At 51.0% G+C, this 13,934-nt stretch carries 11 protein-coding genes; 8 read left to right on the forward strand and 3 right to left on the reverse strand.

Going from position 1 to position 13,934, the window contains the following annotated elements; translation table 11 throughout:
• Positions 1 to 11: 11 nt before the first annotated feature.
• Positions 12 to 3,233 (reverse strand): SusC/RagA family TonB-linked outer membrane protein, encoded by a 3,222-nt coding sequence (locus tag K2G43_RS01245; RefSeq protein ID WP_300152757.1) that lies wholly within the window; start codon positions 3,231 to 3,233, stop codon positions 12 to 14.
• Between the two features lie 865 nt (positions 3,234 to 4,098).
• Here K2G43_RS01245 and K2G43_RS01250 point away from each other — a divergent pair.
• The 6 genes from K2G43_RS01250 to K2G43_RS01275 all read left to right on the forward strand — a co-directional run bounded on the left by K2G43_RS01250 (position 4,099) and on the right by K2G43_RS01275 (position 8,575).
• Positions 4,099 to 4,674, forward strand: a complete 576-nt coding sequence (locus K2G43_RS01250) for an XRE family transcriptional regulator (RefSeq protein WP_297645603.1) — start codon at positions 4,099 to 4,101, stop codon at positions 4,672 to 4,674.
• Positions 4,675 to 4,826: 152 nt separating this feature from the next.
• The gene (locus K2G43_RS01255; protein WP_297645605.1) at positions 4,827 to 6,473 is read left to right on the forward strand and encodes an AMP-binding protein; all 1,647 of its coding nucleotides are present in this window, start codon (positions 4,827 to 4,829) and stop codon (positions 6,471 to 6,473) included.
• Positions 6,474 to 6,805: 332 nt separating this feature from the next.
• The gene (locus tag K2G43_RS01260) at positions 6,806 to 7,129 is read left to right on the forward strand and encodes a nucleotidyltransferase domain-containing protein (protein WP_297644680.1); all 324 of its coding nucleotides are present in this window, start codon (positions 6,806 to 6,808) and stop codon (positions 7,127 to 7,129) included.
• A gap of 55 nt (positions 7,130 to 7,184) precedes the next feature.
• Positions 7,185 to 7,520, forward strand: a complete 336-nt coding sequence (locus K2G43_RS01265; RefSeq protein ID WP_300152758.1) for a HEPN domain-containing protein — start codon at positions 7,185 to 7,187, stop codon at positions 7,518 to 7,520.
• A 116-nt stretch (positions 7,521 to 7,636) separates the two neighbouring features.
• On the forward strand, positions 7,637 to 7,921 hold the full coding sequence (locus tag K2G43_RS01270; protein ID WP_300152759.1) for a 6-bladed beta-propeller: 285 nt from the start codon (positions 7,637 to 7,639) through the stop codon (positions 7,919 to 7,921).
• Between the two features lie 99 nt (positions 7,922 to 8,020).
• Positions 8,021 to 8,575, forward strand: a complete 555-nt coding sequence (locus tag K2G43_RS01275; protein ID WP_300152760.1) for a BF3164 family lipoprotein — start codon at positions 8,021 to 8,023, stop codon at positions 8,573 to 8,575.
• A gap of 51 nt (positions 8,576 to 8,626) precedes the next feature.
• On the opposite strand, the gene K2G43_RS01280 is transcribed toward K2G43_RS01275, so the two are convergent.
• Entirely contained in the window at positions 8,627 to 9,121 is a 495-nt protein-coding gene (locus K2G43_RS01280; protein WP_297644684.1) for an S-ribosylhomocysteine lyase, read from the reverse strand.
• A 43-nt stretch (positions 9,122 to 9,164) separates the two neighbouring features.
• A complete protein-coding gene (locus K2G43_RS01285) occupies positions 9,165 to 9,881 on the reverse strand; it encodes a 5'-methylthioadenosine/adenosylhomocysteine nucleosidase (RefSeq protein WP_300152761.1) in 717 nt (238 codons plus the stop codon).
• Between the two features lie 146 nt (positions 9,882 to 10,027).
• On the opposite strand from K2G43_RS01285, the gene K2G43_RS01290 reads away from it, so the two are divergent.
• The gene (locus K2G43_RS01290; RefSeq protein ID WP_300152762.1) at positions 10,028 to 12,553 is read left to right on the forward strand and encodes a YfhO family protein; all 2,526 of its coding nucleotides are present in this window, start codon (positions 10,028 to 10,030) and stop codon (positions 12,551 to 12,553) included.
• Positions 12,554 to 12,741: 188 nt separating this feature from the next.
• Positions 12,742 to 13,934: AAA family ATPase (locus K2G43_RS01295; protein WP_300152763.1), on the forward strand; the 1,193-nt coding region annotated here is incomplete at its 3' end.

Genomic DNA, 13,934 nt, shown 5'->3' on the forward strand with positions numbered 1-13,934 from the left:
CGTTTTATGGTTTAAAAAGCAAGATTAACGGTAAAACCTACCGAACGGGTCGCTGCTGCATTACCGCCTTCAAAATATCCCATACCCATTTCGGATGCGTCCACATTGGGGCATGCCGAATAAATCAGCCACGGATTGGAAGCGTTCACCGACACACTGGCGCGGCTCAATCCGATATTCAGCTTCTTCAAGGCCTGTGTCGGAACGGTATATGACAACGACACTTCACGGAGTTTCACGTAGGTACGGTCGTACACCCACTCTTCCCATACGTTGGAAGCCGTCGAATAATACAACTTGGCATTGACGTATGTATCTACCTTGTTGCCGTCCTGGTCCACACCGGTCATGTGAATACCACCACCCTGGCTTACCGGCTCACGCACATTGACACCCCGGTCGTTGATGGCAGCCGTCTTGCCCAGGATACCGCTGTAGCTACCCCACATGTTGGTGTATGAAGCAATCTGGCCTCCTACGGAGAAATCGATATTGGCCGAAAGGCGGAAGTTCTTGAAACTGATGCTGGTATTGAATCCACCGGTGAAATCGGGATGGAAGTTACCCAGCTCGTCCAACGTGTGCTGGTTGTAGGTCGGCACATATTCACCGCCGTACAGCGCCTTCTGCTTATCGCTCAATTTGCGGAAGATGATGTTGCCGTTGTCGTCGCGCTCCCAAGTATTACCCGTTATCACACCAAGCGATCTGCCCACGATGGCGTAGTTGTACAGACGGGTGGAGAACGATGTCCAATACATGGAATAAGAATCAATTCCTTCGGCCAGTCTCACCAGCTCGTTGTTGTTCTTGGCAATATTGAAGTTCATTTCCCACTTCCAGTCTTTGGTAGAGACAGGCATACCGCCCAGGCTCAGCTCGATACCGCGGTTGCGAATCAAACCGGCATTCATCTTACGGGTGGAATATCCGGATTGGGGAGCGGATGTCACAGAGATAATCTGATTCTTGTCGTCGCGGGTATAGTAGTTGAAATCACCCCACAAGCGATTGTTGAACAGGCGGAATTCCATACCCACTTCGTAGGAGGTGGAGATAGAAGGCTCGATGTTATAGTTCTTCATGGAAGCCGGTTCATACATCGTGACATGTGAGCCATAGTTGGTACCCAGCGTATAAGTAGGATAGATATTGTATGCGCTGAGCGTGGAGCCTACCTGTGCCGCACTGGCGCGCAGTTTCCAGAAACTCAGCCAATCAGCGTCTATCCAATTGTGTGCCAGTATGGAAGCGGAAAGACCGCCATACCAGTAGCTGTTGTGGTTAGGGCTCAAGGTAGAGGACATATCGTTACGGATGGAGCCATCCAGAAAGTAAGTGTCATCCCATCCTAAGGTAGCCGTAGCATAGATACTGCGTTCTTTATAGTGTATCTTCTCATTGAAAGCCTGTGCGATGGTACCGGACGAACCTGCCAGATTATAATACTTGTCAACCGACAAGTCGTAATTCGTGTTGGTGTAGGCATACAGGTTGTCGTATGAATAGTCACGCGTTTCAGCAAACAAGGCGGCATCCACGGTCAGCTTGTCTTTCAGGAAAGATTGTCCCCAAGTCAAGCGGCCTTGCACGGTCAGGTCTATCAGGCTGTTCTGGTCCTGACGATAGTTCGATTTGAAGTTGATGGAACCGGAAGGACGCTCACGTTCCAGCTTGTAGTTACGGATGTTTCCGTTGACACGTACTCCTGCCTTCAGGTTATAGGGAAGGTCGATGGAAACGTCGCCGCTGAACACGTTCCATTGGTAAACCGTACGGTGGTTGTATTCATGGAACAGCGCATACGGGTTGTCATGGAACAGGGCCCGTTGGTTGTTTACGCTCGAGATGTTCCAAGCTCTCCAAGAACCGTCCGGACGCTTATAGTCCTTGTAATCTTTCAGGTTCACGTTGGTCTGTCCCCATTGGGTATATTCCTGCAACACGGTACGGGCACCGCTGTATCCGCTTTCTGCAGCATTGTGGTTCTGACGATAGGTGTATTTATAGTCCAAAGAAACATTCATCCACGGAGTGGGCTTGAAGTTGGTCTTGACACCCAGGAAACGACGGATGGCATCCGAATTGGGCTGCACACCGGTACGGTAGCTATTGGTGAAAGATACGCGCGTGCTGAAATCTTTCACGCTCTTGGAGAACGACACATTCGTGGTATTGGTCAACCCCGTACGGTAAAGGTCCTTCAAGTCCAACCCATGTTGCCAGGCAGCGGGCTTGCCGTAATGGCTGCTGGTCTCGTCAAGTGAAAGCGGAGTTACATATTTCACTGACGGGTCGTAAGCGGCACCCCAGGAGGTATCTTCACCGTAGTCGTAAACATAAGCCCCCTGCAGACCGGGAATGTTTCCATCATACAGGTCGTAAAGATCTTGAGCACGGTTACCTGCTTCTGTACCGCCATATCCGCCACCACCGTACAATCTCTGCATGTCGAAGTGGTTGTAATAAGTTTCGGCCTGCAACGTATGGCTTACTTCCAAAGTACCTTTCTCATTCTTTCCCGATTTAGTGGTGATGATGATGGCACCCGCACCGCCGCGCGAACCGTAAAGTGCCGTAGCGGCAGGGCCTTTCAGCACGTTGATGCTCTCCACGTCATCCATGTTCACCGAGTTCTTGTTGGCAATCGTACCATCCACCACATAGATAGGTTCGTTGGCCGGATTGTCCGATGACGAACCGGAAGGAATGGTAGCCGCCCCACGAAGAATAATGGTACCTGCATCGAAACCGGCACTGGCACCACCGATGAAACGGGCACCCGACACCTTACCGGCCATGGCATTGCCCAAGTCGGTCTGACGTGAAATGGTCAGGTCTTCACCCGCCACCTTCTGCGTGGAATACCCCAACGCTTTCTGCTTGCGGTTCAACCCTTGGGCTGTCACCACCACTTCATCCAGCACTTTCGTATCCGAAACCAAGACGATTGTCATACTGCCGCGCTGAATCTCCACTCTCTGCGTCTTCATTCCTATATAAGAAACAATCAGAGTTTTGGCACTTGCGGGAGGATTGCTGATTGCAAACTTACCATCCACATCCGTAATGGATCCCACAGTAGTTCCCTCTACTAATACAGACGCGCCTATTACAGGTTCTCCATCGTCTGCCGAAGTCACGACTCCTACGATTGTCTTAGGCGTCTGGGCGATGGACAAGCCGATGCCGAGCCATAAACAAGCGAGTAACATTACTAATCTTTCTTTCATATTCTCTCTTTTTTTTAAAAGTTAAACACTTTCTAAAACCTATTTTGATTTATTAATAACGCCGCAAAGATATATATAATATTTAATATACAAACAATAATCCACTAAAAAAAATAAATTCGACATATTATACATAGCTATTTATTGAAAATACTGACAAATAGAAACCTTTTTATAACAATATATAGATAAAAGACAAACCAAAGACAGCAATTTGGCAAGAGGAAGCCCCACAAAGCAGTCAGGGGGATGATAGAAGGGAAACAGGGAAAACAGACTTCAAATGAGAAAACCGCAGCGGCACACCGGATGCTTGCGAAGTTCTAAAAAAAGAGCATGTATTTGATTCTGCCGCCGGAGCGTCCGATGGGCAACGGATGTGAAAGCGACATTGAGAAAAGCGTCCAATTCTTCGGAATGTAAAATATTTTCCCTCACGCATTCTAAAGTCGGCACATTTTGGTGAAGAAACAGCCTTTCCTCCTTTTCTTCCTATTCCTCCTACCTGCTCCCTGTCCGACCCCTATCAGGACCTATTCGGCTTCGGACGTTCTTCGGACAAACTCCACTCCCTAGGACCGAAGAATGTCCGAAGAACGTCCGAAGAAACACCGAAGAAACCATGGAGCAGAAAAGGGCCGGACAAGACGCAAGCAGAAAGCAAAGCTGGGAACAAGATTCTCAAGAGGGAATGATCTAATGTAAATATTTATAACTCAGCACCCACAAATCCTTGCATTTTAAATTAAAAAGCTATGTAGTCAAAACAAACTTTTCCACCAAGAATGTTGCAACAAGTAAAAGTTTACCTTATTTTTGCAGTTTACCAACATTAAATCATAACTTTAGACCGAAAAGAATCATTATGGATGCAAGCAAGATTGTAGGAGAGAAAATCAAAGCACTCCGCGAAACCCAGTCCATCAGCATGGAAGAACTGGCACAGCGTTCGGGACTCGCCATCGAGCAGATTGAACGCATAGAGAACAACATCGACCTTCCTTCATTGGCACCCCTCATCAAGATAGCCCGCGTACTGGGCGTACGCCTCGGCACATTTCTGGACGACCAGGATGAGACCGGCCCGGTGGTATGCCGCAAACAGGAGGCAACGAACAGCATCAGCTTCTCCAACAACGCCATCCACAGCCGCAAGCACATGGAATACCACTCCCTTTCCAAATCGAAGGCGGACCGTCACATGGAACCGTTCATCATTGATGTGGCCGCCACGAACGACAATGATTTCGTACTCTCCTCACACGAAGGCGAGGAGTTCATTCTGGTGATGGAAGGTACCATGGAAATCAGCTACGGCAAGCACACCTATCTGCTTGAAGAAGGCGACAGCATCTACTACGACTCCATCGTGCCCCACCACGTGCATGCCTACCAAGGACAGGCGGCGAAGATACTGGCAGTGATTTATACACCGATCTAAATTCAATTGACAATTGACAATTGATAATTGACAATTAAGAGAAGGAACAACCGGGGACAGGCTGAAACGGTTTGCCTGTCAACGAATGGATGATCTTATTTTATTGCCAACAACAATTGTCAATTGTCAACTACCAACTATCAATTGCTACTATGTTATACGAACGTACCCTCGGCCAATGGCTGGAACATTGGGCGAAGACCACGCCCGACAAAGAATACATTGTTTACTCGGACCGCAACCTGCGCTTCACCTGGAGCCAATTCAATAAGCGTGTGGACGACATGGCAAAAGGACTCGCCGCCATCGGCGTGGAGCACGGCACACACGTGGGGCTGTGGGCAGCCAACGTGCCCGACTGGCTCACCATCCTCTATGCCTGCGCCAAGATAGGAGCCGTGGCCGTCACCGTAAACACCAACTACAAGCAGCATGAACTGGAGTACCTGTGTGAGAACTCGGACATGCACACCCTCTGCATCGTCAACGGCGAGAAGGACAGCGACTTCGTGCAGATGACCTACACCATGCTGCCCGAACTGAAGACCTGCCAGCGCAGACACTTGAAGAGCGAACGCTTCCCCTGCATGAAGAACGTCATCTACGTGGGACAGGAGAAGCACCGGGGCATGTACACCACCTCCGAAATACTCCTCTTAGGCAACAACATAGAGGACAGCCGGCTGGAAGAGCTGAAAAGTCAAGTCAACTGCCACGACGTGGTGAACATGCAATACACCTCCGGCACCACCGGGTTTCCAAAGGGCGTGATGCTGACCCACTACAACATCGCCAACAACGGCTACCTGACGGGCGAACACATGAAATTCACCGCCGACGACAAGCTCTGCGTCTGCGTGCCGCTGTTCCACTGCTTCGGCGTGGTGCTTGCCACCATGAACTGCCTGACACACGGCTGCACGGAGGTGATGGTAGAGCGCTTCGACCCGCTGGTGGTGCTCGCCTCCATCCACAAGGAGCGTTGCACGGCACTCTATGGTGTGCCCACCATGTTCATCGCCGAGCTGAACCACCCGATGTTCGACATGTTCGACATGTCGAGCCTGCGCACAGGTATCATGGCAGGCTCCCTCTGCCCCGTGGAACTGATGAAGCAGGTGGAGGAGAAGATGTACATGAAGGTGACCAGCGTTTACGGGCTGACCGAAGCCTCGCCCGGCATGACCGCCACCCGTCTGGACGACCCGTTCGAGGTGCGCTGCAACACCGTAGGCCGTGACTTCGAGCACACGGAAGTGAAGGTCATCGACCCCGAGACCGGCGAAGAGTGCCCACCGGGCGTGCAAGGCGAGATGTGCAACCGCGGCTACAACACCATGAAGGGGTACTACAAGAACCCCGATGCCACCGCCGAAGTGATAGACAAGAACGGCTTCCTCCACTCCGGCGACCTCGGCGTAATGGACGAGGATGGCAACTACCGCATCACGGGACGCATCAAGGACATGATTATCCGGGGTGGCGAGAACATCTACCCGCGCGAGATAGAGGAGTTCCTCTACCAGCTGGAAGGCGTGAAGGACGTGCAAGTGGCAGGCATCCCCTCCAAGAAGTACGGCGAGGCTGTGGGTGCCTTCATCATCCTGCACGAAGGGGTGGACATGCACGAATCGGACGTGCGCGACTTCTGCATCGGCAAAATCTCGCGCTACAAGATTCCGAAGTACATCTTCTTCGTCAAGGAGTTCCCCATGACGGGAAGCGGCAAGATACAGAAGTTCAAGCTGAAGGACTTGGGGTTGCGGCTTTGCGAGGAGCAGGGGATTGAGATAATTTAAGCCCTGTTTATAATAGGATTTTGATTGTTTTCAGTATCTTTGAATAAGATAGGATACGGTTTGGCAATGACAAATTTGAAAACTGTGTTTTCATTTGTCATTACACTCACCTTTCACTATCTTTGAATAAGATAGGATGCGGTTCGGCAATGACAAATTCGAAAACTGCGTTTTCATTTGTCATTACACTCACCTTTCACTATCTTTGAATAAGATAGGATGCGGTTCGGCAATGACAAATTTGAAAACTGCGTTTTCATTTGTCATTACACTCACCTTTCACTATCTTTGAGCTGTTACAACAATATATCATCAATTTGACATCAATGGATATGGGGAAAAAAGAATATATATTGGAAGCTATCAAAAAGATGATAGCCCGTATCGTGCCCTCCACCGGCGTGCGGATTATTCTTTTTGGTTCGCAGGCAAGAGGAGACGCCAACGAGGATTCCGACTGGGACATCATGGTACTCTTGGATAAAGAGAAGCTGGAAGAGTCCGACTACGAACAATACTCCTATCCATTGTTTGAATTAGGGTGGAAGATTGACGCACAGATTCATCCCTTGCTCTATACTTTTAAAGATTGGCGGAACAGGAGCTTTTCTCCGTTTTATAAAAATGTGGAAGGAGAAGGGATAAGGCTATGCTGACCATTGACGAAAAGAAGATAATCTCGCTTATCGCAGGCAGAAGGCATACGATACATTGAAAGAGGCGGAAGACGTTGCCAAACTCGGCTATTGGAGTTTGACAGGTAATCGCTTGTATTACGCCGTGTTCCACATGGCTTCCGCATTGTTACTTGATAAAGGTTTCACGGCACGCACACACAGCGGCATCATTCACCTGATAGGGGCACAATTCATTACAACAGATTTGCTCGACAGAGGATATGGCCGATTGCTTTCCCGTCTTTTTGAGTTGCGGCAATCCGGCGATTACGATGATTTGTATGATGCGACTGAAGAGGAAGTTGCCCCATACATAGAGCGAACCAGGACTTTCTTAGCGGATATGGAGAAGTTGATTACTTTTAAATAGAAGATTTATAAATGAAACCCTTCAAGCATCTTTTACTCTCATCATTTTTTCTACTGACAGCCTGTCAGAGCACCCCTCCGAATCTTCTATCCCGCTTTCCGGATGTAGAGACAGGCATGGTAGAAAACGAGCAGTTTGAAATAGACAGCGTCCGAAACCCTTATCTGATGGCATGCGTAGAAGGCAGCATCTTCTTCGCCAATTTAAATCAGCCTTTGATGCTTTCCCAATTTGATGCAACATCCGGAAAATTCAAGGGTGACTTTCTGAGCCGGGGCGAGGGACCGGAAGAGTTGTTGTTCATCTCCGGTTTATCGGCATACAAAGACCGATTGGCGGTGATTGATTCAGACAAAAAGGAGATACTTCTTTATCAAATGACAGAAGACGGAATGACCTGAAGAGACTCGCGGATTACCCTTCGGAACGACTCCGCCATTCTGATTTCCCTATTCAACTGCATCCCCCTTACCGAAGAATACACGGCGGCTACCAGACTGGTGAGAGGTAACCGACTTGCCTTGTTGGACAACCGCACCGGTAAAGCCGTCAAAGGATTCGGCGACTATCCCGGCGATAAAAAGGATGCCGACACCGAGAACGGATTCGCCTACCAAGGTTTTATGGCCTATCAGCCTACCAAGAAAGTACTGGCTATAGGAAGCGGGTTCGGAGAATCCATCTCATTCTATGACATGAGCCACCCCACTTCTCCCACTCTTATCAAAGAGTATATCCATGCCTATCCTGCATACAAGGACATCAGCAATCAACAATCGCAAGGAGTAGTCTTCAAAAAAGAGAACATCATGGGATTCGTTGCAATGGCTGCTTCGCCGAACTATTGCATCGGTTTATTCAGCGGCAAGGAACATAGCTCGCAACACGGCGGAGACAAATTGCTTTTATTCGACTGGAACGGGAATGCCCCAAAAGCCATACAACTGGATCAACCGTATGACCAATTGGCTTATAATGAGCAGGAACAGAAAGTCCTTTTGTTTGGAACAGAGCAGAGCGGAAACTACAGATTGGCTTCCATTCGGATAGAATGATCACAAAACAAGCAGAGAGGGTGTACAAACTACCCTCTCTGCTTGTTTTGTTTATTCCTTATTCCCCTTCTCCGGATACTTCATATTCTCCTCCTTCATCTGCTCCAATACCTCGTGCAGATACTTCGCGGACTCCCACTTCGCCATCGGCAGGTCGTGGAGCAGGTAGTTGCCGCAATCTTGCGGGGCGGCACCGGGGACTTCACCTTCATATTCGGCTACAAAGCGGAAGGTATCCTGCATCAGAGTCAGGATGTCCTGCGGCCGGAGGTCGCCTTTCATCAGCAGGTAGTTGCCGGTGAGGCAGCCCATCGGTCCCCAATAGATAATCTTGTCTTGCCATTGCGGTTCGTTGCGCAGATAGGTGGCGGCAAGGTGTTCGATGGTGTGGAGCGCACCTTGCCCCAAAGCGGGCTCACGGTTGGGCTCTTTCATACGAATGTCGAAGGTAGTGACGGTTTCTCCGTTCACTTCGTCCTGGCGTGACACGTAGATGCCGCGCAACAGGCGGATGTGGTCGATGGTAAAGCTGGGAATCTTTTTCATTTCAAAATTATGAATTTTAGATTTATGATTTCAGATTTATGAATTATAAGCTGGTGGGGAGGGTGGAGAGGAAAGCCCACGTTGTCTGGAACGAGCGTTCCGCCATCGTTCCCCAAAAGTCGGCATATTGCGCGGCATGGTTTTCGACTCCCGGCGTGTCGCTGATGATGCGGAAACTGAGGAAGGGAACACCGTACAAGTAGCAGGTCTGCGCCATGGCGGCGGACTCCATATCGACGGCAAGCCCGTCGGGGAAACGCTGTTTGATGGCATCCAGTTCCGTACGGCCGGTGATGAATTGGTCGCCCGTGCAGATAAGCCCGCCGTGGATGCGGCTCTCTATGCCGGACGCATGATTGGTTTCGTTCAATGACAAGGCATGCCTCAGCAGCGAAGGTGAACCTTCGTAAAAAGGCGGGAAGCCTTGCACCTGCCCGTATTCGTTGCCGTCGCCGCACCAGACATCGTGATAGACCAACCGTTCGCTCGCCACCACATCCGTCACCCGCAGGCAGGGGTCGATGCCGCCCGCCACGCCGGTGCTGATGAGGCAGTCGGGACGGAAGCGGCGTATCAGTTCCGAAGCACCTACCGCGGCACTCACCTTGCCGATGCCACACTGCGTCAGTATCACGCGATTGCCACTTAAGCAACCTTCCACATAGCGGAAACCGCCTTCGTCCGTTGTTTTCTTCTCTTGCAGACGCTCCACCAATCGGCAGTGCTCGCTGTCCATGGCGCTGATTATTCCTATGGTCATAAGTTCGGATTTATGATTTCAAATTGATGATTTATACCTTTCGGAAAGGCAAAGGTACGACATTTCAGCAGATTTATCTATCCGGCTAATGTATAAATCAATATTTATGTCTAAGTTTGCCCCCGAAATCATAAAATCATAAATCAATGAAGAAGCTTCTCCCCGACCTCCTTGCCATCCTGGCATTCGTCCTCCTTTCGTTCGCCTACTTCTTCCCGGCGGACATCGAAAACCGCATTCTCTTCCAACACGACATCGCCGCCGGAGCGGGTGCGGGACAAGAAGTCAAAGAATACTACGAGCAAACCGGCGAGCGCAGCCGTTGGACCAACGCTTTGTTCGGTGGTATGCCGACCTACCAGATAGCCCCGTCGTACGACTCCGCCAAACCGCTGCAATGGGCACAGAAAGCCTACCAGCTCTTTCTGCCCGACTACGTTTGCCTCACATTTATGCTGATGCTGGGCTTTTATATCCTGCTGCGTGCCTTCGGCATATCGGCCTGGCTGGCCGGATTAGGGGGTATTATATGGGCGTTCTCGTCCTACTTCTTCATCCTGATATCGGCAGGACACCTTTGGAAATTCATCACGCTTGCCTACGTACCGCCCACCATCGCGGGCATCGTGCTTGCCTATCGGGGCAAGCTGTTGTGGGGAGGCATCCTTACCGCCCTGTTCGTCGCCTTGCAAGTGACATCGAACCATGCGCAGATGTCCTACTACTTCTTCTTCGTCATCCTCTTTCTGGCAGGCGCCTATCTGGAAGAGGCATGGCGCAACAAGACGTTGCCGCAGTTCTTCAAGGCAAGCGTCGTATTGGCATTGGCAGCCCTCATCGGCATAGCCGCCAACCTGTCGAACCTCTACCACACCTATGCTTATAGCAAAGAGTCCATGCGCGGCAAGAGCGAACTGGTACAGACCGGCACCGCCGCCCAACAAAGCAGCAACGGACTTGACCGCGACTACATCACCCAGTGGAGCTACGGCATCGGAGAGACACTGACCCTGCTGGTGCCCAACTTCAAAGGCGGCGCGTCCGTCCCCCTCAGCCAAAACGAAACGGCAATGGAAAAAGCGAACCCGATGTACAGCAGCCTGTACGGTTCACTGACCCAGTATTTTGGCGATCAACCGATGACCGCAGGCCCTGTCTATGTGGGCGCGTTCGTGCTGTTCCTCTTCCTCCTTGGCTGCTTCATCGTGAAAGGTCCGTTGAAATGGGCGTTGCTAGGAGCCACCCTCTTCTCCATCGCGTTGGCATGGGGCAAGAACTTCATGTTCCTGACAGACCTCTTCATCGACTATGTCCCTCTGTACAATAAGTTCCGTGCCGTATCGTCCATCCTCGTCATTGCAGAATTCACCATACCGCTACTTGCCGTCTTCGCCTTGAAGCGCGTGCTGGACGAACCTGCCCTCATCAAGCGGGAAAGAAGAGCGGTCGGCATCTCCATCCTGCTTACGGCAGGCATCGCCTTGCTGCTCACCGTTGCACCGGGCAGCCTCAGCACCGGCTACATACCCGCCCAGGAAGCACAAATGCTTCAGAACGCCGTCAGCCAACAGATGATTCCAGCAGAAGAACTGTCGGGCATTCTGGCCAATCTGGGAGAGATGCGTGCCAACCTGGTCAGCAGCGACGCATTGCGCAGCTTCCTCATCATAGGCATCGGCTTTGCCCTGCTCGGGCTTTATGCCACCGGGAAACTGCGCCGCCCGCTGACTGTCGCCGGCATCACCCTGCTCTGCTTGGGCGACATGTGGAGCATCAACAAGCGTTACCTGAACGACGGGCAATTCGTGCCCCGCACTATCCGGACCGACACCTTCAACCAGACGGAAGCCGACAAGCTGATATTGCAAGACACCACTGCCGACTATCGCGTGCTGAACTTCGCCACCAACACATTTAACGAAAACAACACCTCTTATTGGCACAAGAGCGTAGGCGGTTACCACGCCGCCAAGTTGCGCCGCTATCAAGAGATGATAGAACGACACATCTCCCCCGAGATGCAGGAGGCTTACCGGGCCATCGCCGCCGCAGGAGGTGAAATGGACAGCGTGGATGCCAACAAGTTCCGCATATTGAATATGCTGAACACCAAATACTTCATTTTCCCCGCCGGACAGCAGGGACAGACCTTGCCCATCCTCAACCCCTACGCCTACGGCAACGCCTGGTTCGTAAGCCAGGTGCAGTATGTGGACAACGCCAATGAAGAGATAGACGCGTTATACAACATCCTGCCCACAGAAACCGCCGTGGTTGACACCCGTTTCAAAGAAGCGCTGAAAGGTGCTACAGAACTGCCTAAAGACAGCCTTTCCGCCACCATCAAGCTGACAAGCTATGCGCCAAACCACCTGACCTATGAAACGGAGAACCCCCAAGACGGCATCGCCGTTTTCTCTGAAATCTATTATCCGGACGGCTGGCACATCACCATCGACGGACAACCCGCCGACCTGGCCCGTGCCGACTACATCCTGCGTGCCGTGCATGTGCCTGCCGGCAAGCACATCCTCGAAATGCGCTTCGATCCGACAAGCCTTCATGTGACGGAAGGCATCGCCTACGGGGCACTCGCGCTGCTGGTGATAGGGCTGATGATTGCCGTATGGGCTACCAGAAAGAGATACGCCGCCACCCCCAAAATGGAATAGGAAAGAGATTTTTTCTTTTAACGGGAAAGCTGGTCAAAACACATCCTGTGTGCTATCGGGCATTTTGACACACTTTCCCGTTCAATGAAAAAACCGTACTGCCCTCCCTCAATTTATAAGCACTCTTGTTTGTTTATTCCTGCAAAGAATTTACCTTTGTAGAAATCTATTAAACAGGCAGTATCTATATGAGCGAAAAGATTTATCCCATCGGCATCCAGAACTTTGAGAAATTGCGCAAAAGCGGCTATTTCTACGTGGACAAGACAGCCTTGATATATAAGATGGTGAAGACAGGAAGCTATTACTTCCTGAGCCGTCCCCGCCGTTTCGGGAAAAGCCTGCTCATCTCTACCTTAGAAGCCTACTTCCAAGGGAAGAAGGAACTTTTCGAAGGATTGGCCATCGAAAAGCTGGAAAAGGAGTGGAAACAACATCCTATCCTACATCTCGACCTGAACATCGAACGATATGACACTCCCGAAAGCTTGGACTATATTTTGGAGAAGAACCTCGCCAAGTGGGAAAATCTGTATGGTGCCAATGCCTCCGAGCACACCTTCCCCCTGCGCTTTGCCGGTATCATAGAGCGTGCCTGCGAGCAGAGCGGGCAAAGCGTTGTCATCCTTGTGGACGAATACGACAAACCCATGCTGCAAGCCATCGGCAACGAATCGCTGCAACGCGAATTCCGCAACACCCTGAAACCCTTCTACGGCGTGTTGAAGACGATGGACGGTTGCATCCAGTTCGCCCTGCTGACAGGTGTCACCAAGTTCGGGAAGGTCAGCGTGTTCAGCGACCCGAACAACCTGAAAGACATCTCCATGTGGGATAAATACAATGACATTTGCGGCATCAGCGAACAAGACTTGCACGAGAATCTGGAAGAGGAGCTGCACGCCTTTGCCGAAGCCCAAGGCATGACGTATGAGAACTTCTGCAACAAGCTGAAGGAGTATTACGACGGCTACCATTTCACCCCCAACTCCATCGGCATCTACAACCCGTTCAGCCTGCTCAATGCCATGGAGCGCAAGCAGTTCGGCAACTATTGGTTCGAGACAGGCACCCCCACCTACCTGGTGGAACTGCTGAAAAAGCATGAGTACGACCTGGAGCGAATGACCTACGAGGAGACCGACACGCAGGTGTTGAACAGCATCGACTCGGAATCCACCAACCCCATTCCGGTGATTTACCAGAGCGGCTACCTGACCATAAAAAGCTACGATGAACGTTTCGACATTTATAGGCTAGGCTTCCCCAACCGGGAAGTGGAGGAGGGATTCGTCCGCTTCCTGCTACCGTTCTACGCCAATACCAACAAGGTGGAAGCGCCGTTCCAGATACAAAACTTCGTCCGGGAAATAGAGCGGGG

This window comes from Bacteroides sp., assembly GCF_029057325.1.
GTDB lineage: Bacteria > Bacteroidota > Bacteroidia > Bacteroidales > Bacteroidaceae > Bacteroides.